Consider the following 24,948-nt stretch of genomic DNA (forward strand, 5'->3'; position numbering starts at 1 on the left):
ACCATGCACAACACTCTGTACTGGCTGATCGCGCGGCGCCTGGGGCTGGTGGCCCTGACGCTGCTGATCGTGTCGATGGTGGTGTTCGCCATCACCGCGGTGCTGCCCGGCGACGCCGCGCAGCAGGCCCTGGGCCAGTTCGCCACGCCCGAACAGGTGGCGGCGCTGCGCACCCAGCTGGGCCTCGACCAGCCCGGCATCGTCCGCTACCTGCACTGGCTGGGGGGCCTGGTCACCGGCCACCTGGGCGAGTCGGTGTCCAACGCCATGCCGGTCAGCGAGCTGATGGCCGGGCGCCTGCCCAATACCTTGATGCTGGCGGCCGTGACGGCGCTGGTGTCGGTGCCGGTGGCGCTGACCCTGGGCATCGTCTCGGCCATGCGCCGTGGCGGGCGCCTGGACAGCGTGCTGAGCTTCTGCACCCTGACCCTGGTGGCGGTGCCGGAATTTCTGGTGGCGACCCTGGCGGTGCTGATTTTCGCCGTCAAGCTGCGCTGGCTGTCGGCCTTGTCGTTCGCCGCCGAGGTGCACACGCCGCTGGAATTCCTGCGCGCCTATGCCTTGCCGGTGGTCACCCTGTGCTGCGTGATCGTGGCGCAGATGGCGCGCATGACCCGCGCCGCGGTCATCGACCAGCTCGACAGCCCCTACGTGGAAATGGCCCGCCTCAAGGGCGCCAGCCCCGTGCGCATCGTGCTGCGCCATGCACTGCCCAACGCCATCGGCCCTATCGTCAACGCCGTGGCCCTGAGCCTGTCGTACCTGCTGGGCGGCGTGGTCATCGTCGAGACCATCTTCAACTACCCCGGCATCGCCAGCCTGATGGTGGACGCGGTCACCAACCGCGACATGGCCCTGGTGCAGGCCTGCACCATGCTGTTCTGCGCCGCTTACCTTGCGCTGGTGCTGGTGGCCGACGTGGTGGCAATTATTTCCAACCCGAGGCTGAGACAGCGATGAACAACGTCATTGGCAAGTCCGCTGGTTTCAAACCCCTGGCCCGCCCGCGCACCCCCGTGCTGGGCGTGGTGGGCGCCGTGGTGTGCCTGTTCTGGCTGCTGGTGGCCATATTCGGCGGCCTGCTGGCGCCCCATGGCGTGGGTGACGTGGTGTCCAGCAACGTCTTCGACGACCTGGGCCGCGCCTTCCCGCTGGGCACCGATTACCTGGGTCGCGACATGCTCAGCCGCGTGCTGATTGGTGCGCGCTTCACCGTCGGCCTGGCGCTGGTGGCGGCGGTGCTGGCCAGCACCCTGGGCACCGCGCTGGCGCTGCTGTCGGTGGTGTCGTCGCGCTGGCTGGACGGCTGCGTCAGCCGCCTGATGGACGCGCTGATTTCCATCCCCAGCAAGATGCTGGCGCTGGTGGTGGTGTCGGCGTTCGGTGCCTCGGTGGAGCTGCTGATCGCCACCGCGGTGCTCAGCTACGCGCCGGGTTGCTACCGCATCGCCCGCAGCCTGGCCACGAACATTGAAGCGCTGGAATACGTGCAGGTGGCACGCACCCGTGGCGAGCCGCGCTGGTACATCGCCTGCGTGGAAATTCTGCCGAACATGCTCAACCCGGTGCTCACCGACCTGGGCCTGCGCTTCGGCTTCATCGTGCTGCTGCTCAGCGGCATGAGCTTCCTGGGCCTGGGCGTGCAGCCACCGGACGCCGACCTCGGTTCGCTGGTGCGCGAGAACATCGGCGGCCTCAGCCAGGGTGCACCGGCGCTGGTGATTCCGGCGCTGGCCATCGGCTCCATGACCGTGGGCATCAACCTGCTGATCGACAGCATTTCCAGCCGTCGCCAGCGCAGCAAGGGAGGGCACTGAATGAGCCATCTCATCCAAGTCAAAGACCTGCGCGTGAATGCCTGTGGCGACCACGGCGAGACCGAGATCGTCAAAGGCGTGAGTTTCAACCTGGAACGCGGCGAGGTGCTGGCGCTGATCGGCGAGTCCGGTTCGGGCAAGACCACCATCGCCCTGTCGCTGCTGGGCTATGCCCGCCGCGGCTGCCGCATTGCCGGTGGCCAGGTGCGGGTGGGCGACGACGACCTGCTGGCCCTGAGCGAAAGCGAGCTGCAGGCCCTGCGTGGCAACCGCGTGTGTTACGTGGCGCAAAGCGCCGCCGCAGCCTTCAACCCGGCGCAGAAGCTGATCGACCAGGTGCTGGAAGGCGCGCTGATCCACGGCGTGGGCGGCAGCCGCGACGAGCTGCGGGTGAAGGCCATCGAGCTGTTCCGCGACCTGGCGCTGCCAGACCCGGAACACATCGGCGAGCGCTACCCGCACCAGGTCTCGGGCGGGCAGTTGCAGCGCGTCATGGCGGCCATGGCGCTGATCAGCGACCCGCTGCTGGTGGTGCTCGACGAGCCCACCACGGCGCTCGACGTGACCACCCAGATCGACGTGCTGCGCGCCTTCAAACGCGTGGTGCGCGAGCGCGGCGCCACGGCGGTGTACGTCAGCCACGACCTGGCGGTGGTGGCGCAGATGGCCGACCAGATCATCGTGCTCAACGGCGGGCAGATCCTGGAGGACAACGGCACCGCCGCGCTGCTCAAGTCGCCCAACCACGAATACACCCGCAGCCTGCTGGCCGCGGCGCGGCCGGCGGCGAAGATCCGCGTGGACGACGTGGCGCGCGGCAACACGCCGCTGCTGACCATCCAGGGCATGACCGCCGGCTATGGCCCGCGCGACCTGCACGGGCTGCCGCGCATCCGCGTGCTGGAAGACATCGACCTGACCCTGCACCGTGGCCAGGCCATGGGCATCATCGGCGAGTCGGGCTCGGGCAAGTCGACCCTGGCGCGGGTGGTGGCTGGCCTGCTGCAACCGGCGCGCGGTACGGTGCTGTTCGACGGCCAGCCGCTGTCCGGCGACCTCAAGGGCCGCAGCGCCGACCAGTTCCGCCGCATCCAGATGGTGTTCCAGAACGCCGACACGGCGCTGAACCCCATGCACAGCATCGCCAATATCCTCGGCCGGCCGTTGCGCGCGTACCACGGCCTGAAAGGCGCGGCGCAGAGCAAGCGCATCGATGAACTGCTGGACCTGGTGAAGCTGCCGCGCAGCCTCGCCGAGCGCCGCCCGGGCGCCTTGTCGGGCGGTCAGAAGCAGCGCGTCAACCTGGCCCGGGCGCTGGCGGCCAAGCCGGACCTGATCCTCTGCGACGAGGTCACCTCGGCGCTGGACACCGTGGTCGGCGCGGCCATTCTCGAGCTGCTGGCCGAACTGCGCCGCGAGCTGCAGGTGTCGTACCTGTTCATCAGCCACGACATTTCCACCGTGCGCGCCCTGTGCGACGACGTGGCGGTGATGTACAGCGGCCACATCGTCGAGAGCGGCAGCCGCCAGGCCCTGGCCCAGGCGCCGTTCCACCCTTACACCAACCTGCTGATCAATTCGGTGCCGGCGCTGCGCCAGGGCTGGCTGGAAAGCACCGCAGTGGCCTGCAAGCTGCCGCCCATCAGCGCACCCACGGCCAACCAGCGCGAGCTGTGCACCTTCCTCAACCGCTGCCCGCTGCGCGTGGAAGGCCTGTGCAACCACACCGCGCCCAACCGCCGCGCCATCGTCGGCGGCAGCGAGATACTCTGCCACCTGGACAGCCCGCAACTGGCGGCTGGCCAACCGACCCTCATTTTGCCCACCCAGGGAGCCTACGCATGAGTGCCCGTTTTGTCCGCCTGGCCGAGCAGCAACGCCCGGCCGTTCACCTCAAGGTCGATGGCCAGCCGGTGCAGGCGCTGGAAGGCGACACGCTGATGGTGGCGCTGCTGACCTGCGGCGACAGCCTGCGCGGCTCGGAATTCGACAACGGCCGCCGCGCCGGCTTCTGCCTGATGGGCGCCTGCCAGGACTGCTGGGTGTGGACCCGCAGCGGCGAGCGCCTGCGCGCCTGCAGCCAGGAGGTGCGCGACGGCTTGGACATTCTCACCGCACAACCGGAGGCACTATGGCCACTGCGCGGGTAACCATTGTCGGCGCCGGGCCTGCGGGCATCCGCTGCGCCGAGACCCTGCTGGCCGCGGGCATTCGCCCGACGCTGGTGGACGAAGGCCGCCGCGCCGGCGGGCAGATCTACCGGCGCCAGCCCGAAGGCTTCAAGCGTGACTACACGCAGCTGTACGGCAGCGAGGCCGGCAAGGCCCGCGCCCTGCACGAGCGCTTCGACCAGCTGCGCGCGCAGTTGGACTACCGCCCCGACACCCTGGTGTGGAACCTGGCCGACCAGCAGCTGTGCTGCGCCAGCCAGGGCCGCCATTCGGCGCTGGACTACGACGCGCTGGTGCTGTGCACCGGCGCCACCGACCGCCTGTTGCCGGTACACGGCTGGCAGCTGGCAGGCACCTACAGCCTGGGCGGCGCGCAGATCGCGCTGAAGGCCCAGGCCGTGTCCATCGGCGCCAGCGTGGTGTTCATGGGCACCGGCCCGTTGCTGTACCTGGTGGCCAGCCAGTACGTGAAGGCCGGCGCCAAGGTGGCGGCGGTGCTCGACACCTCGCCGCTGTACTCGCGCCTGAAAGCCACGCCCAAGCTCATGGCGCGCCCCGGCGTGCTGGCCAGCGGCGTCAGCCTGCTGGCGGGCCTGTACCAGGCCGGCATCCCGGTGCACCTGGGCGTCACGCCGCTGCAGATCCACGGTGACGAGCGCACCGGCGTCGAGGGCGTGACCGTGCGCACCGGCAAGGGCGTTCGGCTGCACGTGCCGTGTGACGCCGTCGCCCTGGGCTATCACCTGCGCCCGGAGACCCAACTGGCGGACCTGGCCGGCTGCGCCTTTGCCTTTGACGAGGCGTCGGGGCAGTGGCTGCTGCAGACCGACGAAGACGGCCGCACCTCCCTGGCCAACGTCTACGCCGCCGGTGACGGTGCGCGCATTCGGGGCGCCGACGCGGCAGAAGCGGCGGGGCGCCTGGCGGCCCTGGCGCTGCTCAAGGATCTGGGCCTGCCAGTGGCGGACGATCAGGTGCAGGCCCAGCGCCGCCTGCTGGCGCAGATGGAGCGCTTCCGCCTCGGCCTGACCCAGGCGTTCCCGTGGCCGGCGGCCCAGGTCGAGCACCTGCCGGATGAGGCCATCGTCTGCCGCTGCGAGATGATCAGCGCCGGTGAACTGCGCGGCGTGGTGCGCGAGAAGGGCGCCTGCGAGGTCAACCGCGCCAAGGCCTTCAGCCGCGTGGGCATGGGGCGTTGCCAGGGGCGCTACTGCTCCCAGGCCGGCGCTGAAATCATTGCCGCCGAGGCCGGCGTGCCGGTGCGCGAAGTCGGCCGTCAGCGCGGCCAGGCGCCGGTCAAACCCTTGACCCTGAGTTTGCAGGAGGTAACACCATGACCGTGCAAAAGGCGGACGTAGTCATCGTCGGTGGCGGCTTCATGGGCGCCGCCGCGGCGTTCTTCCTGCGTCAGCATGGCCGTTCGGTGATCTTGCTGGAGCGTGACCAGATCGGCCAGTACGCCAGCGGCGTCAACTTCGGCAACGTCCGCCGTCAGGGCCGCTACCTGTGCCAGCTGGAACTGTCGAACCGCTCGTTCCACCTGTGGAAACGCCTGCCGGCGCTGATCGGCGAAGACCTGGAGTTCATGCCCAGTGGCCACATGCGCGTGTGCTATGACGCTGCGCACATCGCTGACCTTGAGGCCTACGCCCAGGCGCCGGAGGCCCGCGAGCTGGACCTGCAGATTTTCAGCGGCAAGGCCCTGCACGAACGCTTTCCGTTCCTGGGCCCGGAGGTGCAGGGCGGCTCCTACGCCCCCCACGATGGCCATGCCAACCCGCGCCTGGCCGCCCCGGCGTTCGCCCGCGCGGCCATTCGCGCCGGCGCCACGGTGCATGAACGCACCGAGGTGCGCGAGGTGCAGAAGGTGGGCGGCGATTTTTACATCGACACCACCGACGGCCGTCGCTTCAGCGCGCCGAACCTGCTGGTGACCGCCGGCGCCTGGGGCGACAAGCTCTCGGCGCAGTTCGGCGAGCCGGTGCCGCTGGACACCAACGGCCCGCAGATGGCCGTCACCGAGCCGGTGCCCTATGCGCTGAAGACGGTGATTGGCGTGTACACCAAGATTCCCGAAGAGGTGATCTATTTCCGCCAGATCGCCCGCGGCAACATCGTCATCGGCGGCGGCTATCGCAGCAAGCCGGACATGCTCAACCGCCGCGCCCACGTGGAGCCGCGCAGCATCCTCAACCAGATCAGCCAGATGCGCCGGCTGGTGCCGGGCATCGCGCCGTTGAACATCATCCGCGTGTGGAGCGGCATCGAGAGCTACACCCCCGATTCGTTGCCGATCATGGGCCCCAGCGGCCAGGTGGGCGGCCTGTACTACGCCTTCGGCTTCTGCGGCGCCGGCTTCCAGCTGGGCCCGGGCGTGGGCGCGGTGATGGCCGAACTGATCGCCACCGGCAGCACCAGCACGCGTATCCACGACTTCCACATCAACCGCTTCGCCTCTGTGGGAGCTGGCTTGCCGGCGAGCTTTTCAGGGGCCCAACAGCTCGCTGGCAAGCCAGCTCCCACAAAAACGGCCCCTGCAGCGTGAAAATCATGAACACCCGCACCCTGGATATTCTCAAGCAACTGATCAGCTTCGACACCACTTCCAGCCAGTCCAACCTGGCGCTGATCCACTACGTGCAACAGCTCCTCAACGCCCAGGGCATCGACACCACCCTGGTGCACGACGAAGCCGGCAGCAAGGCCAACCTGTTCGCCAGCGTCGGCCCCAGGGACGTGCCCGGCGTGCTGCTGTCCGGGCACACCGATGTGGTGCCGGTGGCCGGCCAGGCCTGGACCCGGCCACCGTTCCAGGCCACGCTCAGCGACGGCAAGCTCTACGGCCGTGGCACCTGCGACATGAAGGGCTTTATCGCCGTGGCCCTCGACGCGCTGCTGAGCGCCGCGGGGCAGCCGCTGCAACGGCCGCTGCAACTGGCGCTCAGCTACGACGAAGAGATTGGCTGCGTGGGCGTGCGGCGCCTGCTGGACGTGCTGCACCTGGCGCCGCAGCGGCCGTTCCTGTGCATCGTCGGTGAACCCACCAACATGCACTTCGCCCTGGGCCACAAGGGCAAGGCCTCGTACCGCGTGCACTGCCACGGCCAGGAGGCGCATTCGTCGCTGGCGCCGCTGGCGGCCAACGCCATCCACCTGGCCAGCGACTTCATCGGCAGCCTGCGCAGCGCCCAGCAGCGGCTGCAACAGCAGGGCGCCCACGACGACGCCTATGACATTGCCTACAGCACCGTGCACGTCGGCCGCATCGACGGCGGCAAGGCGCTGAACATCGTGCCGAACCTGTGCACCCTGGAATTCGAGATTCGCCACCTGCCGGCCGATGACCCCGAGGTGATGCTGGCGCAATTGGCCGAGCAGGCCGAGGCCATTGCCCGCGAGGCGAAGAAGGTCAGTGGCGTGGCGGATATCCGCATTGAAAGCCTGAACGCCTACCCGGGGCTGGACACCTCGCCCACGGTTGACGCCGTGCGTTGGCTGAAGGCCTTTGCCGCGCCGGAGACGGCGCAGGTGAAGGTGGCGTTCGGCACCGAAGGCGGGCTGTTCGCCCAGCGCCTGAACGTGCCGGTGGTGGTGTGCGGGCCGGGCTCGATCGAGCAGGCCCACAAGCCCGATGAGTATGTGGAGCTGGCGCAGCTGCAAGCCTGCGAACGCCTGCTGCAAACCCTGCTGAAATCCCTGTAGCGGCGGTAACCTGTGGGAGCTGGCTTGCCAGCGAGCCGTTGGGGCCACTGAAAACCTCGCTGGCAAGCCAGCTCCCACAAGGTTGCATCACACCTTGAACTGCAACACCACCTGATTCAACTGCACCGCCAACCGCGACAGCTCGCCACTGGCCGACGAGGTCTGGTCGGCGCCCGCCGAGGTCTGGATCGACAGGTCGCGGATGCTGGTCAGGTTGCGGTCCACCTCGCGGGCCACCTGCGCCTGTTGCTCGGTGGCGGTGGCGATGCTGACGTTGCGCTCGTTGATCTGCACAATGGCCGCGGTAATCTCGGCCAGCGCCTGGCCAGCGCCCTGGGCCACTTCCAGGCTGGCGCGGGCGCGCTCGCTGCTCTGGCCCATGGAGGTCACCGCCTTGCTGGCGCCGCCCTGGATGGAGACGATCATGGTCTCGATTTCCGCCGTGGACTGTTGGGTGCGATGGGCCAGGGCCCGCACTTCATCCGCCACCACCGCGAAGCCACGGCCGGCATCGCCGGCGCGCGCCGCTTCAATGGCAGCGTTCAGGGCCAGCAGGTTGGTCTGCTCGGCCACCCCGCGAATCACGTCCAGCACGCCGCTGATGTCCTTGAGTTGCAGGGCCAGGCCGTCGATTTCCACTGCGGTGGCGCCCACCGATTCGTGCAGAGCGTTGATCACGCTCAGGGTTTCGTCCACGCGCTGGCGGCCGTTTTCCGCCGACTGGCTGGAGTCGCGGGCAGCGGTGGAGGCCAGGGCGGCGTTGCGCGCCACCTCTTCGACGGCGGCGCTCATCTGGTTGATGGCGGTGGCGGCCTGGTTGATTTCGTCGTTCTGGCGCTGGATGCCGTGCAGGGCGTCCTGGGTCAGGGCGGCCATCTCTTCAGAAGTGGACGCCAGGTGGTTGGACGAACCGCCCAGCTCGGCCAGGGTGCGTTGCAGGTTGGCCTGCATGCGCGCCAGCGCCGCCAGCAGGCGCCCGGGCTCGTCGCGGCCATCGACGACAATGGGCTTGCTGAGGTCGTTGGCGGCGATCTGCTCGGCCACCGCCAGGGCGCGGGCCACCGGGGTTACCAGGCTGCGGGTGAACAGCGTGGCCAGGCCCAGGGTAGCGGCCAGGGCCACCAGGATGGCGCCGATGGTCACGTTGCGCGCCTGGCTGTAGGCATCGTTGGCCACCACGTCGGACTCGGCCATGGTCTGGTTGACCTGCTGGGCCACGGCGTCGATGTCGCTGCTGAACTGGTTGCCGGCCACGGTCTGCTCGCCGGTGGGCTGGCTGAGGGCGGTGGCGACGTCGTCACGCTTCTGTTCGATGGCCTGCAGGAAGCGCGTGTGCACCTCCAGGTAACGGCCCATGGCGTTTTCCAGCTGCGCATAGGCCTGCAGCCCGGCGTCGCTGCGCAGCATGGCCTTGAGCTTGCGCACGTCGGCCTGCAGGTCGTCGCGGCCGCGGTTGATGCTGCCGCGTGCCAATTCCGCGCCCTGGCTGCTCAGGGCCACGCGCAGGTTGGTGTTGCCCAGGCGGATGGTCAGCAGGTCGCTCTTGATTCGGCCGATGGTCTGCACGGCGGGCAGCACCTGTTCCTGCAGGGTGGCGCGCGAGCCTTTCAGCTGGCTGAACTGGAACAGCGAAAACAGCCCGAGGGCGGTGATCAGCAGGGCGAAAAAGCCGAAGCACAAGAGTGATCGGGGGGCGATGTTCAAGTGACGAAGGTTCATCAAGAAGGTCTCGATAGTGGCAAAGTAATACCCTTCTTTCGGCATGAAACGTTTAAGCTTGAGGCCCGGAATAGACACTTCGGCAACTTTGTATAGACCGGTACGTCAAAATTAAGCAGCACCTGCTGCCGGCGGCTTTTTTTCAGCATTCGCCACCGTTGCCACGGCGTATTCGGCATCCGCGCGCGGCGCATGTTTTTAGACTGGACCTACCGTGACTCACAGGACCCGTCCCATGCTGCGCAACCGACTGAAAGACCCCACCCTGTTGGCCGAACGCGCCTACATCAACGGCCAGTGGCTGGCCGCCGACACCGGCGCCACCCTGGACGTGCTCGACCCGGCCACCGGCGCCTGCATCGCCCGCGTGCCGGCGCTGCTGGGCGCCGAGACGCGCCATGCCATCGCGGCTGCCGAGGCTGCGCTGCCGGCCTGGCGCGCGCGCCCGGCGGCCCAGCGTGCGCTGTTGCTGGAGGCCTGGCACCATGCGATCCTCGACAACCTCGACGACCTGGCGCTGATCATGACCCTGGAGCAGGGCAAGCCGCTGGCCGAGGCCCAGGGCGAAATCCGCTACGGCGCCAGCTTCGTCAAATGGTTCGCCGAGGAAGCCCGGCGCATCTACGGCGACACCATTCCGGCGCCCGCCGGCGACCGCCGCCTGCTTACCCTCAAGCAGCCGGTGGGCGTGTGCGCCGCCATCACCCCGTGGAACTTCCCCACCGCGATGATCACCCGCAAGTGCGCGCCGGCGCTGGCGGCGGGCTGCACCATCGTGGTCAAGCCGTCGGATTTGACGCCGCTGTCGGCCCTGGCCCTGGCGGTGCTGGCCGAGCGCGTGGGCATCCCGGCTGGGGTGTTCAACGTGATCACCGGCTTGCCCCAGGCCATCGGCGCCGAGCTGACCGGCAACCCCACCGTGCGCAAGATCTCGTTCACCGGTTCCACCGCCGTGGGCCGCCTGCTGATGCGCCAGAGCGCCGAGCACATCAAGCGCCTGAGCCTGGAACTGGGCGGCAACGCGCCGTTCATTGTCTTCGATGACGCCGACATCGAGCAGGCCGTGGCCGGGCTGATGCTGAGCAAGTTCCGCAACGCCGGGCAGACCTGCGTGTGCGCCAACCGCATCCTGGTGCAGAGCGGTATCTACGAGCGTTTCGCCGAACGCCTGCTACAGGAAGTCGCCACGCTGAAGTTGGGCAATGGCCTGGAACACGGCGTGACCCTGGGCCCGCTGATCAACCAGGCGGCGGTGGAGAAGGTCGCCCGCCACGTCGACGATGCGCTGGGGCAGGGCGCACGCCTGCTGTGCGGCGGCGTGCCGGATGCCACCAGCCCCTTCGTGGCGCCGACGGTGCTGGCCGACGTGACCACCGGCATGCTCTGCACCCAGGAAGAAACCTTCGGGCCGCTGGTGCCGTTGATTCGCTTCGACAGCGAAGCCCAGGCCATCGCCATCGCCAACGACACGCCCTATGGCCTGGCGGCGTATTACTTCACGCAAAACCTGCAGCGTTCGTGGCAGGTGGGCGAGGCCCTGGACTTTGGCATGGTGGGGCTGAACACCGGGGTCATTTCCATGGAAGTGGCGCCGTTTGGTGGCGTGAAACAGTCGGGCCTGGGGCGCGAGGGGTCGCGCTATGGCTTGGACGAGTACCTGGAAATCAAGGCCTTCCATATCGGCGGTGTCTGAACCAGACGCCGCCTTCGGCAGCTGCTACGGCCCGTAGCAGCGGCCGCAGGCCGCGTCAATAACCGTCGCTGCGGTCTACCTGCCCATTCAACCGCTCGCCGCGCTGGTGCCGGCGGATGTTGTCCAGCAGCACCGCAAAGGCGCTGTCGGGCTGGGTCATGGCGGCAATGTGCGGGGTGAGCACGATGCGCGGGTGCTGCCAGAACGGGTGGTCGGCGGCTGCCGGCTCCTCGGCCAGCACGTCCAGCACCGCGCCGCCGAGCTGGCCGCTGGCCAGGGCGTCGAGCAAATCCGCTTCGTTGAGGTGCGCGCCACGGCCCATGTTGATCAGCCCGGCGCCCTGGGGCAGTTGCGCGAACAGGCGGCGGTCGAGGATGCCACGGGTGTGCTCGGTCAACGGCAGCAGGCAGATTAGAATGTCGCACTGGGCCAGGAACGCCGGCAGCTGGGCATCACCGGCAAAGCACGCCACGCCGGGCAGGTCGTGGGCGCTGCGGGCCCAGCCGCTCAGGGCAAAACCGAAGGGTTGCAGGGCGTTGACGATGGCCTGGCCCTGCTGGCCCAACCCCATCACGCCCACGCGGCGCTGGCTGGCCGGCACCAGCGCGTGGTCTTCCCACACGCCCGCCTGTTGCTGGGCGCGGTAGCGCAGCATGTCGCGGTGCAGGCTGAGCACCGCCCACGTCGCGTACTCGCACATGCCCTGGGTAATGCCGGGGTCGAGCATGCGTGCCACCGGCAGGTGGGCGGGCAGGGTGGCCAGGTTCAGCTGGTCGACGCCGGCGGAAATCGCCAGCAGCGCCTTGAGGTTGGGCAGCAGGGTGGCCAGGTCGTCCGGCGCCTGCCAGGCGGCCAGGTAGTGGATGTCGGCCGGGTCGCCGATGTCTGGCCACTGGCGGAACTCGATGTCGGGGGCGTGGGCGGCGAACAGTTGTCGCCAGCGCTCGCCACGCTGGGGGTCGGCTTTGTAGAGCAGGGCCATGGTGTCCTCGGCGGCATGAAAAGGGCTGGGCCTATTGTGGGCCATCGGCGCCAAGCGATTCTGCCGTTTGCGCCGTGCAAAACAGTGGATCTGCGCAGGCTGGCAGGCAAGTTCGGCCAAGTCGGCTCCGCGCAAGCCGTACTCTGGAAGGCATCGAGACCCACTCCCGGGCATGGCCAGAGGAACCCTGATGAACAGCAAACTCAACGATACTCCCCGCCTGCTGCAGCAGCGTGAACAATCGGTGCCGCGCGGCGTGCTCACTGCCCACCCGCTGGTCATCGACCGCGCCCAGGGCTCGCAGCTGTGGGACGTGGACGGCAAGCGCTACCTGGACTTCGTCGGTGGCATTGGCGTGCTCAATATCGGGCACAACCATCCGAAAGTGGTCGAAGCGGTGCAGGCGCAGTTGCAAAAGGTCTCCCACGCCTGCTTCCAGGTGGTGGCCTACCCACCGTACATCGAGCTGGCCCAGCGCCTCAGCCAACTGGTGGGCGCTGACGTGCCGCACAAGGCGGCGCTGTTCACGTCTGGTGCGGAGGCGGTGGAGAACGCCATCAAGATCGCCCGTGGCCACACCAACCGCCCCGGCGTGATTGCCTTCCGCGGCGGCTTCCACGGCCGCACCCTGCTGGGCTGCAGCCTGACCGGCATGAGCCAGCCGTACAAACAGAACTTCGGCCCGTTCGCCCCGGAAATCTTCCACACCCCGTACCCCAACCCGTACCGCGGCGTGAGCAGCGACGACGCCCTGGCCGCGCTGCAAGAAGTGTTCGCCACCCAGATCGCCCCGGACCGCGTGGCCGCCATCATCGTCGAGCCGGTGCAGGGCGACGGCGGTTTCCTCACGGCGCCGCCCGAATTCCTCCAGGCCCTGCGCACGCTCACCGAGCAGCATGGCATTGTGCTGATCCTCGATGAAATCCAGGCAGGCTTTGGCCGCACCGGGCGCTGGTTCGGCTTCCAGCACGCCGGCATCCAGCCCGACCTGGTCACCGTGGCCAAGAGCCTCGCTGGCGGCCTGCCGCTGTCGGCCGTGGTGGGCCGCAGCGAGATCATGGACGCGCCGACGCCGGGCGGCCTGGGCGGCACCTACGGCGGCAACGCCCTGGCCTGCGCGGCGGCGCTGGCGGTGATCGACGCCTTTGAAGACGAACAGTTGCTGGCCCGCAGCGAGCAGCTGGGCGCGCGCCTGCGCCAGGGCCTGGAAGCGCTGCAACAGCGGCACGCGCGCATTGGCGACGTACGCGGCCAGGGCTTCATGCTGGCCATGGAGATGGTCAGCGCCGACGGCAGCGCCAGCCCCGACGCGGCCCTGGCGCAACAGGTCATCGACGCCGCCCGCGAAGGTGGCCTGCTGGTGATCAAGTGCGGCGTGCACCGCAACGTGGTGCGCTTCCTGGCGCCGCTGACCACCAGCGACGCCGAGCTCGACGAAGCCCTGGCCATTCTCGACCGCGCCTTGGCACGGGTCTTGATTGCCTGAATTCCACGACAGGCCCGGGCGTCGCCGCCTGGGTCGCGGTTGTCCATCATAGGGATGAAGTTGGCATGCGCCTGACTGATTATCGTGTGTTGCTGCTGGACTGTGACGGTGTGCTGATCGACCGTGACAGCGGCGTCTGGACGGCGCTGCAGGGCCTGTTCACCGGTGGCCCCGCCGCGCCGGAAAAAGCCTTGGTGCTGGACCGCTTCGAACAGGTGCTGCACGGCCTGTATCCGCGGTTCGACGAACTGGGTTTTACCGGCCTGTTGTGCTTTACCCACCGCCAGCTGGCCGAAGCGCTGGGGCTGCGGGCCAGCTGGGAGGAAAGCCTGAGCTTCGCCCGCACGCCCGTGGCCTGGCCGCTGTTCGAGGACGCGCCGGGGGCCTTGCTGTACCTGCGCAAGTTCTACCGGCTGGTGATACTGTGTGACCGCGACGCCCAGGACCGTGAAGCCTTGTGCGAACGCTTGGGCATCCAGGGTGAGGAGCTGCTGGCGCCCGCCGAGGCCCAGGCCTGGCTCGACCAGCAACAGGTGCCGTTCGAGCAGGCGCTGTGGGTGCGCGCCAGCCTGCCCGAACCTGCCCAGCAGGGCGCGGTGTGCCTGCTGCGCCGGGGCCGGCGGCACGCGGGGGAATGCCCGGTGGACGAGTGCATCAACAGCCTCGCCGACCTGGTGTCGCAACATCAGCTATGGTTACGCCGTTGAATTGATTGAAGAACCTCAGGGACATTGGCATTCGAGGGCTACACAATGGAAGGCATGGTCAAACTGGACCGCATCGACATCAACATCCTGGTCGAGCTGCAAAAGGACGGCCGCATGACCAACGTCAGCCTCGCCGACGCCGTGGGCCTGTCGGCCAGCCCCTGCCTGCAGCGGGTGAAGCGCCTGGAAGCGGCGGGGTACATCTCCAGCTACAAGGCCCACATCAACCTGGCGAAGATCACCGAGTCGGTGACCATCTTCACCGAGGTCACCCTCAGCGACCACAAGCGCGAGGACTTCGCCAAGTTCGAGGCCAACATCCGCCAGGTCGACGAGGTGCTCGAATGCCACCTCATCAGCGGCGGCTACGACTACCTGGTGCGCTTCATGACGCGCAGCATCCAGCACTACCAGGAAGTGATCGAGAGCATCATCGACAAGAACATCGGCATCGCCAAATACTTCAGCTACATCGTCATCAAGTCACCGGTGATGAAAGAGGTGGTGCCCCTGCGCAAGCTGATCCGGCATTAACGCGCCGTTTACCCCCGACGATACAGCACAACCTTCCATGCAGGCGCTGCGAACGGCACGCGGCGCGGGGGCGGGTTTGTTAGCGTAGGCGTCATGGTTTTTTCCTTTTTTCCGGGGCCCCGCCAATGACCGACCACAGCGCCACCACCTTCAGCATCGACCCGGCCCTGACGCGCCGCTTCTACATCAACGGCGACTGGTGCCTGCCGGTGCAGGCGGCCGGCAGCCTGCCGGTGGTGAACCCGGCCACCGAAGCGGTGGTGGCCGAGGTGGCCGCAGGTTCCGCGGCGGACGTGGACAACGCGGTGCTCGCCGCCCGTGCTGCGTTTGCCCAGTGGAGCGTGTCGGCGGTAGAGACCCGCGTGCAGGTGCTGACGCGGCTGCATGAGCTGATGCTCGAGCGCACGGAGCAGTTCGCCCAGGCGCTGTCACTGGAGATGGGCGCGGCCATCAGCTTCGCCCGTACCTTGCAGGTGCCGCTGGCGGCCGAGCACATTCGCGTGGTGCGTGACCTGCTGCCGGCTTACCCGTTCCAGAAAGTGGAGCACGGCACGGCCATCGTCCGCGAGGCCATTGGCGTATGCGCGCTGATCACGCCGTGGAACTGGCCGCTGTACCAGATCACCGCCAAGGCCGCCGCGGCCATTGCCGCTGGCTGCACGGTGGTGCTCAAGCCCAGCGAGCTGTCGCCCCTGAGCGCGCTGTTGTTCGCCCAGCTGGTGCATGACGCTGGCGTGCCGGCTGGGGTGTTCAACCTGGTCAACGGCAGCGGCGCCGAGGTGGGCGAGGCCATGGCCAGCCACCCTGATATCGACATGATTTCCATCACCGGTTCCAACCGCGCCGGCGCCCTGGTGGCCCAGGCGGCCGCGCCGACGGTGAAGCGGGTGACCCAGGAACTGGGCGGCAAATCGCCCAACGTGCTGCTGCCCGACGCCGACTTTGCCAGGGTGGTGCCGCTGGGGGTGATGACCGCGTTCCGCAACGTCGGGCAGTCGTGCAGCGCGCCGACGCGCATGGTGGTGCCGCGCGCGCGGCTGGCGGAAATCGAGGCGTTGGCGGCGGCTACGGCCAACGCCATTCTGGTGGGTGACCCGGCGTCGGCAGACACCGTGTTGGGCCCCATTGCCAACCAGGCGCAGTTCAACCGCGTGCAGGCCATGATCGCCAGCGGCATCGACGCCGGTGCCAAGCTGATCTGCGGCGGCCCCGGCCGGGTGGCGGGGCTGGACGTTGGCTATTACGCGCGGCCGACCATCTTCTCCGAGGTAGACGTCGACATGGCCATCGCCCAGGAAGAAATCTTCGGCCCGGTGCTGTGCATCATCCCCTACGACAGCCTCGACGAAGCCGTGGCCATCGCCAACAACACCGTCTACGGCCTCAGCGCCCACGTGCAGGGCAGCGACCTGGGCGTGGTGCGCGCGGTGGCTGCGCGCATCCGCGCCGGCCAGGTGTTGCTCAACCACCCGGCCTGGAACCCCCACGCCCCGTTCGGCGGCTACAAGCGCTCGGGCAACGGCCGCGAATTCGGCGTGCACGGCTTCGAGGAATACCTGGAAACCAAGGCCATCATCGGTTACGAATAACGGCGGGATCAACACAATCGCGTAGCCGCTGCCGCAGGCTGCGCTGGCCCTCAACCACACTGGAAATCTTCAGCGCACTCAGGGGCCAGCGCAGCCTGGCGGCAGCGGCTACGCACTCTGATCACCACAAGGACCCTTGTATGCGCCGCCTGCCATCCCTGACCGCCCTGCGCACGTTCGAATGCGCTGCCCGCCACGCCCATTTCGGCCGTGCCGCCGCCGAGCTGTGCGTCACCGACAGCGCCGTCAGCCACCAGATCCGCCAGCTGGAAGGCGAACTGGGCGTGGAGTTGTTCGTGCGCGAAGGCCGCCAGGTGCGCCCCACGCCCGCCGCGCTGCGCCTGCTGCAACGCCTGCAACAGGCGTTCGAACTGGTGGGCGAGGCCTGTGACGAGTTGCGTGACCCGGCCTCCCAGGCCGTGCTGCGCATTGCCGTCACCGCCGAGCTGGCGCAGAAATGGCTGGTGCGCCGCCTGGCCGATTTCACCGCGCAGTGCCCGCACATCACCTTGCACGTGCACGAGCAGGCCATCGACGCCAGCGCGCCGGGCGAGGATATTGACATTGCCATCACCTACGGCGCCGGCCCCGACGATGGAGGCGCCTATTGGGTGAAGCCGTTGCCGGTGCTGGTGTTCTTCCCGGTGTGCAGCCCGGTGCTGTTCAACCAGGGCACCCTCGGCGAGCCGCGCGACCTGGCACGCCACGGCCTGCTGCACGACGACCAGGACGGCAGCACCTGGGCCACCTGGCTGGCCGCCCACGCCGGCGACGTGCAGGGCTTGCGCCACGCCTATTTCGCCCATGCCGGCCTGGCCCTGGAAGCCGCCGCGCAAGGGCAGGGCGTGGCCATGGGCGACAATCTCACGGCCACCGAGGACCTGGCCAGCGGCCGCCTGGTGCGGCCCTTCAGCGCCAGCATCACGGCGCTGGGCCAGTACGCCATTGTCTGCGAGCGCCTGCGCCTGGAACGCCCCGCCGTGGCGGCGTTCCTGCAGTGGCTGGAAGGGCAGCTGCACCTTGCCTGAATTTAACTCACCTATTGCTTAGAAATGCTCGTTGGAAGGCCCTGCATGGCGGGTGTTAGCGTGCCGGTCAATTCCACACAACGAGGCGTTGCCCATGTCCCGCTCCCTGCACACCACCCCCAAGGCCGATGGTTTCCGCCTGCCCGGCGAATTCGAGCGCAAAGGCCGTTGCTGGCTCGGCTGGCCCGAGCGCCCGGACGTGTGGCGCAACGGCGCCAAGCCGGCGCAGCAGGTGTGGGTGCAGATTGTCAGCGCCATCGCCCTGAGCGAACCGGTGACGGTGTGCGCCTCGGCCGCCCAGTACGCCAACGCCCGGCGCCTGCTGCCCGAGCAGGTGCGCGTGGTGGAGCTGACCTGCAACGACACCTGGTTCCGCGACAGCGGCCCCTGCTTCGTGGTCAATGACGCCAGCGGCGAGGTGCGTGGCGTCGACTTCCAGTTCAACGCCTACGGCGGCCTGGACGGAGGGCTCTACTACCCCTGGGACAAGGACGACCAGATCGCGCAGAAAATCCTCGAAATCGAGCACTTCGACCGCTACCGCGCGCCACTGATCGCCGAGCTGGGCGGCATCCAGAGTGACGGCCAGGGCAGCATCCTCACCACCGAACAATGCCTGCTCAACCGCAACCGCAACGCACACTTGGGCAAGGACGAAGTCACCCGGCGCCTCACCGATTACCTGGGCGCCGAGCAGGTCATCTGGCTGCCACGTGGCTGCAAGTTCGACGAGACCGACGGCCACGTCGACGACCTGGCCTGCTTCGTGCGGCCCGGCGAGGTGGTGTTGCAATGGACCGACAACCGCGACGATCCGCAGTGGGAGATCTACCAGGAGGCCTACGATATCCTGCGCAGCACCCGCGACAGCCGCGGCCGCGAGCTGGTGGTGCACAAGCTGCAGCAACCCGACGTGCTGGAATGGACCGCCGAGGAAGCCGCCGGCCTCGACCACATCGACGGCACCCACGTGCGCCAGGCCGGCACGAAAATCTGTGCCTCGTACATCAACTACTACGCCGGCAACTCGGTCATCGTGGTGCCGCTGTTCGGTGGCCGGCACGACCAGGCGGCCCAGGCCACCCTGGCCGAACTGTTCCCCGGCCACCGCATCATCGGCATCGAAAATTCGCGGGAAATCCTGCTGGGCGGCGGCAACGTGGCGTGCATCACCATGCCGCAATACGCCGGCGGGGTACCGGCATGAAAGGCCTGCTCGCAGCCGCGCTGCTGACGGCGGCCGTGGGCGCGGCCGCCGCCGAGCCGCCCACGGTGAACCTATACATCTGGGGCGAGTACCTGGCGCCGGACACCCTCAAGCGTTTCGAGGCCGAGACCGGCATTCGCGTGGTGGAAGACCATTTCGACTCGCTGGAAACCATGGAGACCAAGCTGCTGACCGGCGGCAGCGGCTACGACCTGGTGCTCAGCGCCGGCCAGCACCTGAGCCGCGCCATCGAGGCCAAGGCCATCCAGCCCCTGGACAAGGCGCAACTGCCGCATTTCAACGGCATCGGCGACGAGTTCCGCCAGCACATGGCGGTGTTCGACCCGGGCAACCGCTACGCCGGTATCTACGGCTGGGGCACCACCGGCTTTGGTTACCAGCAGGAAGCGGTGAACAAGCGCCTGGCCAACGCCCCGACCGACAGCTGGGCGATGCTGTTCGACCCGGCCGTGGTAGCGAAATTCGCCGACTGCGGGGTCAGCCTGCTCAACGACCCCAACGAGCTGTACGCCGCAGTAATGCGCTACCTGGGGCTGGACATCAACAACCAGAGCCTGGCGGACCTGAAGACCGCCCAGGCGCAGCTGATGAAGATCCGCCCCTACGTGCGCTACTTCGACAACGACCGCAACATCAGCGACCTGGCCAACGGCGACACCTGCGTGGCCATGTCCTGGAACGGCAACGTTGGCATCGCCGCAGCCCAGGCGAAACAGGCCGGCAAGCCGTTCAGCCTGCACTACAGCATTCCCCGGGAGGGCACGTTGATCTGGTTCGACGCCATGGTCATCCCCAAGGACGCCCCGCACCCGGCGGCGGGCCTGGCGTTGATGGACTTCCTGATGCGCCCGGACGTGATCGCGCCCATCACCGACACCATCCACTACGCCAACGCCATCACCGCTGCCGACGCGCTGGTCAGCCCCGAGATCCGCAACGACCCCGGCACCTACCCACCGGCGGCCGTGCGCGCCACGCTGTTCAGCAAGAACGACAACGGCAAGGCCTTCAACCGCGCGCTGACCCGGGCATTCACCACCCTCAAGGCCGGCGAACCAACCCCGTAGCAGCAACTGTCTTGTGGGAGCTGGCTTGCCAGCGAGCTTTTATGGCCCCAACAGCTCGCTGGCAAGCCAGCTCCCACAGGATGCAGCAGCTGCCGCAGGCTGCGTCCGGGCGTAGTGTCATACCAGCTCGTGGGTGTCGACGATGGTGGCGTAGTCCATCGCCAGGTTGCTCAGCGACAGGGCATGCACGTCTTCGGCCGGCCAGGTGCGGCCGTTGAGGTCGACCTGGTCGAAGGTGTAGCAGGCGTCGCCCACCACCTGCACCGCGAAGCCCAGGTTGCCGCCGGTGCGCGCCGTGGCTTCCACCGAGTTGTTGGTTACCACGCCAGCGATCACCACGTGGCGAATGCCGCGCACATGCAGCCAACGCTCAAGCCCGGTGGCAATGAACGCGTCCGGGACGTTTTTTTCCACCACGTGCTCGTGGTCCAGCGGCGCCAGCGCTGGCTGGAACGCGCAGCCCGCCTGGCCCGGCCAGAACACCGAGCCAGGCGTGCGCGAGATGTGCCGCACGTGCACCACTGGCCGCTGTGCCGTACGCCAGGCGTGCAGCAGTTGCGCGATGTGCGCCTCGGCCCCGGGGTTGTTGCGGCGGCCCAGGGCAGGGGTGTTCATGCCCTGTTGCATGTCGATGATCAGCAGGGCGGTGTTGGCGTCCGGTGCGGGCATGGCAGGTCCTTGGCGTCGATAATGGAGTGGCGCGGCAGCGATTCAATCAGTGAACACTTCGGCCATCAACCCGCGCAACCACTGGTTTGCCGGGTCGCGATGATATTTGGCGTGCCAGAACAGGTTGATGGCAATGTCCGGCAGCGCCACCGGCACCGCCACGGTGGCCAGGCCGAACGGTTGCAGGCAGCTGCTGGCCAGGCGTTGCGGCACGGTGGCGACCAGGTCGCTGTGCTGGAGGATGTGGCCCAGGGCGCCGAAGTCCGGGATCTGCAGGCGAATGTCGCGGCGCAGGCCGGCGCGGTTCAGGTGCGTTTCCACGGCCTCATGGCCGGTGCTGGCGGCCACCACGCGCACGTGGCCGTGGGCGCAGTAGCGTTCGGCGGTCACCGGGCCCCGGGTCAGCGGGTGGCCCTGGCGGCACAACCCCACGTAGCGGTGGTGGAACAGGCAACGCTGGTAGAACCCGGCTTGCAGGCCTGGCAGCAGGCCCACGGCCAGGTCCACCTCGCCATTGGCCAGTTGTTCGTTGAGGCCGGGGTGGGCGCGCAGGGTGGTGACGCCCACGCCCGGCGCGCGCTGCAGCAAGGTCTCGAGCAGGCGCGGCAGGAAATGGATTTCGCCGATGTCGGTCATCGCCACCACGAAGCGCCGCTGGCTGCTGGCCGGGTCGAAGCCGGCCGGGTGGTTCAGCGCGCCGCGCAGGGTGGCCAGGGCCTGAGCCACCGGCTCGGCCAGGTGCAGCGCATAGGGCGTCGGCGCCATGCCTTCGCGGGTGCGCACGAACAGCTCGTCGTTGAGGCGGCTGCGCAGGCGCTTGAGCGCGTTGCTCAGCGCCGGCTGGGTCAGCCCCAGGCTGTCGGCGGCGGCGCTGACGCTGCGGTCCAGCAGCAATTGGTGAAACACCACCAGCAGATTCAGGTCCAGGTCACGCAGTTCCATGGTCGTCCCGGTGCGTATTCAGGGTGGTGATAGTGTCTATGCAGTTTGCGCCATTTATCAATAGAGGTGAGGCGGGCATGCTCGGGGCACTCCAACAACAACAGGAAATTCCCCATGCAAACTGCTCTGCGTATCGGCATCGTCGGCGGTGGTATCGCCGGGGTGGCGCTGGCCCTGGACCTGGCGCGCCATCAACACCTGCAGGTGCAGCTGTTCGAGGCGGCTGCGGCCTTCGGTGAAGTCGGCGCTGGCGTGTCGTTCGGCGCCAACGCCGTGCGCGCCATCGAAGGCCTGGGCCTGGGCGGGCCGTACCGGCAGATCGCCGACGCCACCCCGGCGCCCTGGCAGGACGTGTGGTTCGAGTGGCGGCGTAGCGCCGACGCCGGCTACCTGGGGGCCAGCGTGGCGCCGGGCGTGGGCCAGTCCTCGGTGCACCGCGCCGACTTTCTCGACGCCCTGGCCCGGCAGCTGCCGCCCGGCGTGGCCTGCTTCGGCAAACGTGCGGTGGCGGTGCAACAGGCGGCGGGGCAGGCCACGGTTGCCTTCGCCGATGGCAGTGAGCACCGCTGCGACCTGCTGATCGCGGCGGACGGCATCAAGTCCAGCCTGCGCCAGCACGTGCTTGAAGGCCTGGGCCAGCCGCCGGTGGCGCCGTGCTTCAGCGGCACCCGTGCCTACCGCGGGCTGATCGACAGCGCGCACCTGCGCGCCGCCTACGCCGAGCAGGGCGTCGACACCCACCTGATCGACGTGCCGCAGATGTACCTGGGTGCAGATGCGCACATCCTCACCTTCCCGGTAAAGCAGGGGCGCTTGATCAACGTGGTGGCGTTCGTCACCGACGCCACGCCCTGGCCGGCGGACCAGCCCTGGGTGCGCGCCGCCAGCCACGCCGAACTGCTGCAGGCGTTCGCCGGCTGGTGCCCGGCGGTGCAGGTGCTGCTGGGCTGCATGCCGCCGCCGTCGCTGTGGGCGCTGCACGACATCGAGCCGCTGGCCGGCTATGCCCACGGCCGGGTGGCGCTGATCGGCGACGCCGCCCACGCCATGCTGCCCCACCAGGGCGCCGGCGCCGGCCAAGGCCTGGAAGACGCCTGGCTGCTGGCGCGCCTGCTGGGCGACCGCCGCGCCCTGGGCACCGCGCCCGACACCCTGCTGCAGGCCTACGACGCCCTGCGCCGGCCACGAGCCAGCCGCGTGCAGCAGACCTCGCGCGAAGCGGGGGACCTCTACGAAGGACGCGCGCTGTCGTTCGCCCGCCAAGAGCAGGCGCTGTCAGCCACCCTGGCCAGCCGTTTCGATTGGTTGTGGCAGCATGACCTTGAAGCCGATTTGGGCGCGGCGCAGCGGATTCTCGACTGGCGCTGACGCGGCCTGCGGCCGCTGCTACAGGCATAAGGTTATAATTTTTTAATCTTTGTTTTTGCTGACGTTTTTCAATCAACTACACGCCTTTTGCAGGGACGACAGTTGATGACGGAACGATTCGAATCATTGGTCCTGGGCCTGGGCGCCATGGGCGCTGCCACCGTTTACCAGTTGGCCAAAATGGGCGTGAAGGTGGCGGGCATCGACCGCCATCACCCGCCCCATACCTTCGGCTCCAGCCATGGCGACACGCGTATTACTCGCCTGTCGGTGGGCGAGGGCGCGCAGTACGTGCCCATCGTGCGCAACTCGCATCGCATCTGGCGCGAGCTGGAAGCGCTGTCGGGCGAGGCGCTGTTTGAACAGTCGGGCCTGCTGGTGCTGACCTCCAGCCCCGATTTCGACCCGGCCGACAAGACCGACTTCACCCTGCGCACCATTGGCCTGGCGCAGACCTACGGCATCGAACACGAAGTGCTCGACGCCGCGCAAATTCGCCAGCGCTTCCCGCAGTTCGCCCAGGTGCGTGACGACGCCATCGGTTATTTCGAGCCGGGCGGCGGTTTCGTGCGCCCCGAACGTTGCATCGATGTACAGCTGAAACTGGCCGAGCAGCACGGCGCTACCCTGTACAAGGGCGAGACCGTGACTGCGATCACCTCGGACGCCCAAGGCGTGACGGTGACCACCGACCAGCGCACCCTGCAGGCCGACAAGCTGGTGATCAGCGCCGGCAACTGGGCTGGTGGCCTGCTGGGGGCGCCATTCGACGGCCTGCTGGAGGTGTACCGCCAGCAGCTGTTCTGGTTCGAACTTGCGGATGAGGCGCTGCTGGGCGCCTCGCCGACCTTCATCCTGACCCACGGCCGCGGCGACGACAAGGTCAACTACGGCTTCCCCGCCTTGCCGGGCGAGGGCACCGTGAAGATCGCCACCGCCCAGTACCACACCGCCTCGCACCCCGACACCCTGGACCGCCGCGTGGCGCCTGCCGAGGAGCAGGCCATGTACGCCCAGCAGGTGCAGGGCCGCATCGCCGGCGTCGGCCCGCGGGTGGTGAAATCGGCGGTGTGTGCCTACACCGTCACGCCCGACCGCCATTTCATCATCGATGAACACCCGTCCTTGCAGCACACCCTGGTGGTGTCGGCCTGCTCGGGCCATGGCTTCAAACACTCCGCCGCGCTGGGCGAAGCCTTCGCCCAGTGGTGCACCCGCGGCACCACCGACCTGGACCTGTCGTCCTTTTCCCTGAAACGCTTCGAAGGTAAACCATCTTGAAACGTGTCGCCCTGTCCCTGGCGTTGCTGGTAGCCGCCGTCGGTTCCGCCTATGCCGAAACCCTGAAAATCGCCGTGGTGCCGGTGCCCCACGCGCAGATTCTCGAATTCCTCAAACCGGAGCTGGCCAAGGAAGGCATTACCCTGGACGTCAAGGTGTTCGCCGACTACGTGCAGCCCGACCGCCAGACCGACGAAGGCCTGCTGGACGCCAACTATTTCCAGAGCAAGCCGTATTACGAGGCTTACAAGAAAGACCGTCCCAGCAGCGACCAGGTGCCGATCGTGGCGGTGCACATCGAGCCGTTCGGGGCTTACTCGAAGAAAATAAAGAATATTGCCGAGCTGAAGGACGGCGCCACCATCGCCATTCCCAACGACCCCGCCAACTCGGGCCGTGCCCTGCTGCTGATCGCCAAGCAAGGCCTGATCACCCTGAAAGACCCGAGCAACATCATGGCCACCCGCCAGGACATCGTCAGCAACCCCAAGCACCTGAAGTTCCAGGAACTGGAAGCGGCCATGCTGCCGCGCGTGCTGAACCAGGTGGACCTGGCGCTGATCAACGCCAACTACGCGCTGGAAGCCAGGCTTGAGCCGCACAAGGATGCGCTGTTCATCGAAAGCTCGGATTCGCCCTACGCCAACTACCTGTACGTGCGCCGCTACAAGGCCAGCGACCCGGCGGTGCAGAAACTGGGCGCGCTGCTGACCTCGCCGCAGGTGAAGCAGTTCATCCAGCAGCGCTACCACGGCGACGTAGTCCCGGCGTTCTAACCCCGCCCCCCGTAGCAGCTGCCGCAGGCGGCGTCTTGCAACCGTGGTGTACCCGGCGCACCGCGGCGCCTTATGACGCGGCCTTCGGCCGCTGCTACAGGGGCCGGCGCCTTGCGACGCGGCCTTCGGCCGCTGCTACAGGGTCCCGTGTACCTCGTTGATCGCGTCGCCTGCATCGCGGCCAAGGCC

The 24,948-nt window shown here is 68.0% G+C and carries 22 protein-coding genes and 1 pseudogene; 18 read left to right on the forward strand and 5 right to left on the reverse strand.

The window, feature by feature from the left end; all coding sequences use genetic code 11:
• The first annotated feature begins 3 nt into the window (after positions 1-3).
• Genes ACWKWX_RS16540 through argE form a run of 7 tightly spaced genes read left to right on the forward strand, consistent with a single transcriptional unit; the run spans position 4 to position 7,690 of the window.
• Positions 4-960: an ABC transporter permease gene (locus tag ACWKWX_RS16540; RefSeq protein ID WP_416423823.1), complete on the forward strand. Its 957-nt coding sequence runs from the start codon at positions 4-6 to the stop codon at positions 958-960.
• Entirely contained in the window at positions 957-1,817 is an 861-nt protein-coding gene (locus ACWKWX_RS16545; protein WP_483828329.1) for an ABC transporter permease, read from the forward strand. Before ACWKWX_RS16540 ends, ACWKWX_RS16545 begins: the two co-directional genes overlap by 4 nt.
• Entirely contained in the window at positions 1,818-3,662 is a 1,845-nt protein-coding gene (locus ACWKWX_RS16550; protein ID WP_483828330.1) for an ABC transporter ATP-binding protein, read from the forward strand. It begins immediately after the preceding gene.
• Positions 3,659-3,967 (forward strand): (2Fe-2S)-binding protein, encoded by a 309-nt coding sequence (locus tag ACWKWX_RS16555; protein ID WP_416423826.1) that lies wholly within the window; start codon positions 3,659-3,661, stop codon positions 3,965-3,967. Before ACWKWX_RS16550 ends, ACWKWX_RS16555 begins: the two co-directional genes overlap by 4 nt.
• A complete protein-coding gene (locus tag ACWKWX_RS16560) occupies positions 3,949-5,325 on the forward strand; it encodes an FAD/NAD(P)-dependent oxidoreductase (protein ID WP_483828331.1) in 1,377 nt (458 codons plus the stop codon). The genes ACWKWX_RS16555 and ACWKWX_RS16560 overlap by 19 nt, the downstream gene beginning before the upstream one ends.
• Positions 5,322-6,533, forward strand: a complete 1,212-nt coding sequence (locus ACWKWX_RS16565) for an NAD(P)/FAD-dependent oxidoreductase (RefSeq protein WP_483828332.1) — start codon at positions 5,322-5,324, stop codon at positions 6,531-6,533. Before ACWKWX_RS16560 ends, ACWKWX_RS16565 begins: the two co-directional genes overlap by 4 nt.
• A 5-nt stretch (positions 6,534-6,538) precedes the next feature.
• On the forward strand, positions 6,539-7,690 hold the full coding sequence (gene argE / locus ACWKWX_RS16570) for an acetylornithine deacetylase (protein ID WP_483828333.1): 1,152 nt from the start codon (positions 6,539-6,541) through the stop codon (positions 7,688-7,690).
• Between the two features lie 87 nt (positions 7,691-7,777).
• Here argE and ACWKWX_RS16575 read toward each other — a convergent pair whose 3' ends face one another.
• Positions 7,778-8,641, reverse strand: a complete 864-nt coding sequence (locus tag ACWKWX_RS16575; RefSeq protein ID WP_483828441.1) for a methyl-accepting chemotaxis protein — start codon at positions 8,639-8,641, stop codon at positions 7,778-7,780.
• Positions 8,636-9,454 (reverse strand): annotated as a pseudogene (locus ACWKWX_RS16580) (MCP four helix bundle domain-containing protein); the annotation flags it as partial. The pseudogene ACWKWX_RS16580 and the gene ACWKWX_RS16575, both read right to left, overlap by 6 nt.
• Positions 9,455-9,644: 190 nt before the next feature.
• Between ACWKWX_RS16580 and ACWKWX_RS16585 the strand changes: the two are divergent.
• Positions 9,645-11,102 carry an NAD-dependent succinate-semialdehyde dehydrogenase gene (locus ACWKWX_RS16585; protein ID WP_483828334.1) on the forward strand — a complete coding sequence of 486 codons (1,458 nt, stop codon included), beginning with the start codon at positions 9,645-9,647 and terminating at the stop codon, positions 11,100-11,102.
• A gap of 55 nt (positions 11,103-11,157) precedes the next feature.
• Here ACWKWX_RS16585 and ACWKWX_RS16590 read toward each other — a convergent pair whose 3' ends face one another.
• The gene (locus tag ACWKWX_RS16590; RefSeq protein WP_483828335.1) at positions 11,158-12,084 is read right to left on the reverse strand and encodes a 2-hydroxyacid dehydrogenase; all 927 of its coding nucleotides are present in this window, start codon (positions 12,082-12,084) and stop codon (positions 11,158-11,160) included.
• Positions 12,085-12,274: 190 nt separating this feature from the next.
• Between ACWKWX_RS16590 and gabT the strand changes: the two genes are divergently transcribed.
• The 7 genes from gabT (at position 12,275) to ACWKWX_RS16625 (ending at position 19,723) form a co-directional block, all read left to right on the forward strand.
• Positions 12,275-13,570 carry a 4-aminobutyrate--2-oxoglutarate transaminase gene (gene gabT / locus ACWKWX_RS16595; protein ID WP_483828336.1) on the forward strand — a complete coding sequence of 432 codons (1,296 nt, stop codon included), beginning with the start codon at positions 12,275-12,277 and terminating at the stop codon, positions 13,568-13,570.
• Positions 13,571-13,635: 65 nt separating this feature from the next.
• Entirely contained in the window at positions 13,636-14,277 is a 642-nt protein-coding gene (locus tag ACWKWX_RS16600) for an HAD family hydrolase (protein ID WP_416423833.1), read from the forward strand.
• 45 nt (positions 14,278-14,322) lie between these two features.
• The gene (locus ACWKWX_RS16605; RefSeq protein ID WP_158153280.1) at positions 14,323-14,811 is read left to right on the forward strand and encodes an Lrp/AsnC family transcriptional regulator; all 489 of its coding nucleotides are present in this window, start codon (positions 14,323-14,325) and stop codon (positions 14,809-14,811) included.
• Between the two features lie 125 nt (positions 14,812-14,936).
• Positions 14,937-16,400 carry an aldehyde dehydrogenase family protein gene (locus ACWKWX_RS16610; RefSeq protein WP_483828337.1) on the forward strand — a complete coding sequence of 488 codons (1,464 nt, stop codon included), beginning with the start codon at positions 14,937-14,939 and terminating at the stop codon, positions 16,398-16,400.
• 140 nt (positions 16,401-16,540) lie between these two features.
• A complete protein-coding gene (locus tag ACWKWX_RS16615) occupies positions 16,541-17,428 on the forward strand; it encodes a LysR substrate-binding domain-containing protein (protein ID WP_416423835.1) in 888 nt (295 codons plus the stop codon).
• Between the two features lie 94 nt (positions 17,429-17,522).
• Positions 17,523-18,635, forward strand: a complete 1,113-nt coding sequence (gene aguA, locus ACWKWX_RS16620) for an agmatine deiminase (protein ID WP_483828338.1) — start codon at positions 17,523-17,525, stop codon at positions 18,633-18,635.
• Complete coding sequence (locus ACWKWX_RS16625; RefSeq protein WP_483828339.1) at positions 18,632-19,723, forward strand: extracellular solute-binding protein; 1,092 nt, start codon at positions 18,632-18,634, stop codon at positions 19,721-19,723. Before aguA ends, ACWKWX_RS16625 begins: the two co-directional genes overlap by 4 nt.
• A 117-nt stretch (positions 19,724-19,840) precedes the next feature.
• On the opposite strand, the gene ACWKWX_RS16630 is transcribed toward ACWKWX_RS16625, so the two are convergent.
• Complete coding sequence (locus ACWKWX_RS16630) at positions 19,841-20,392, reverse strand: cysteine hydrolase family protein (protein WP_416423838.1); 552 nt, start codon at positions 20,390-20,392, stop codon at positions 19,841-19,843.
• Positions 20,393-20,434: 42 nt separating this feature from the next.
• Positions 20,435-21,334 carry a LysR family transcriptional regulator gene (locus ACWKWX_RS16635; RefSeq protein WP_483828340.1) on the reverse strand — a complete coding sequence of 300 codons (900 nt, stop codon included), beginning with the start codon at positions 21,332-21,334 and terminating at the stop codon, positions 20,435-20,437.
• Positions 21,335-21,448: 114 nt separating this feature from the next.
• Between ACWKWX_RS16635 and salA the strand changes: the two genes are divergently transcribed.
• The 3 genes from salA to ACWKWX_RS16650 all read left to right on the forward strand — a co-directional run bounded on the left by salA (position 21,449) and on the right by ACWKWX_RS16650 (position 24,759).
• A complete protein-coding gene (gene salA, locus ACWKWX_RS16640; protein WP_483828341.1) occupies positions 21,449-22,702 on the forward strand; it encodes a salicylate 1-monooxygenase in 1,254 nt (417 codons plus the stop codon).
• A 105-nt stretch (positions 22,703-22,807) separates the two neighbouring features.
• Positions 22,808-23,983: an N-methyl-L-tryptophan oxidase gene (gene solA, locus ACWKWX_RS16645; RefSeq protein ID WP_483828342.1), complete on the forward strand. Its 1,176-nt coding sequence runs from the start codon at positions 22,808-22,810 to the stop codon at positions 23,981-23,983.
• Positions 23,980-24,759 (forward strand): MetQ/NlpA family ABC transporter substrate-binding protein, encoded by a 780-nt coding sequence (locus tag ACWKWX_RS16650; RefSeq protein WP_483828343.1) that lies wholly within the window; start codon positions 23,980-23,982, stop codon positions 24,757-24,759. Before solA ends, ACWKWX_RS16650 begins: the two co-directional genes overlap by 4 nt.
• Positions 24,760-24,948 lie beyond the last annotated feature (189 nt).

The sequence above is a fragment of the Pseudomonas imperatae genome, from assembly GCF_057128625.1.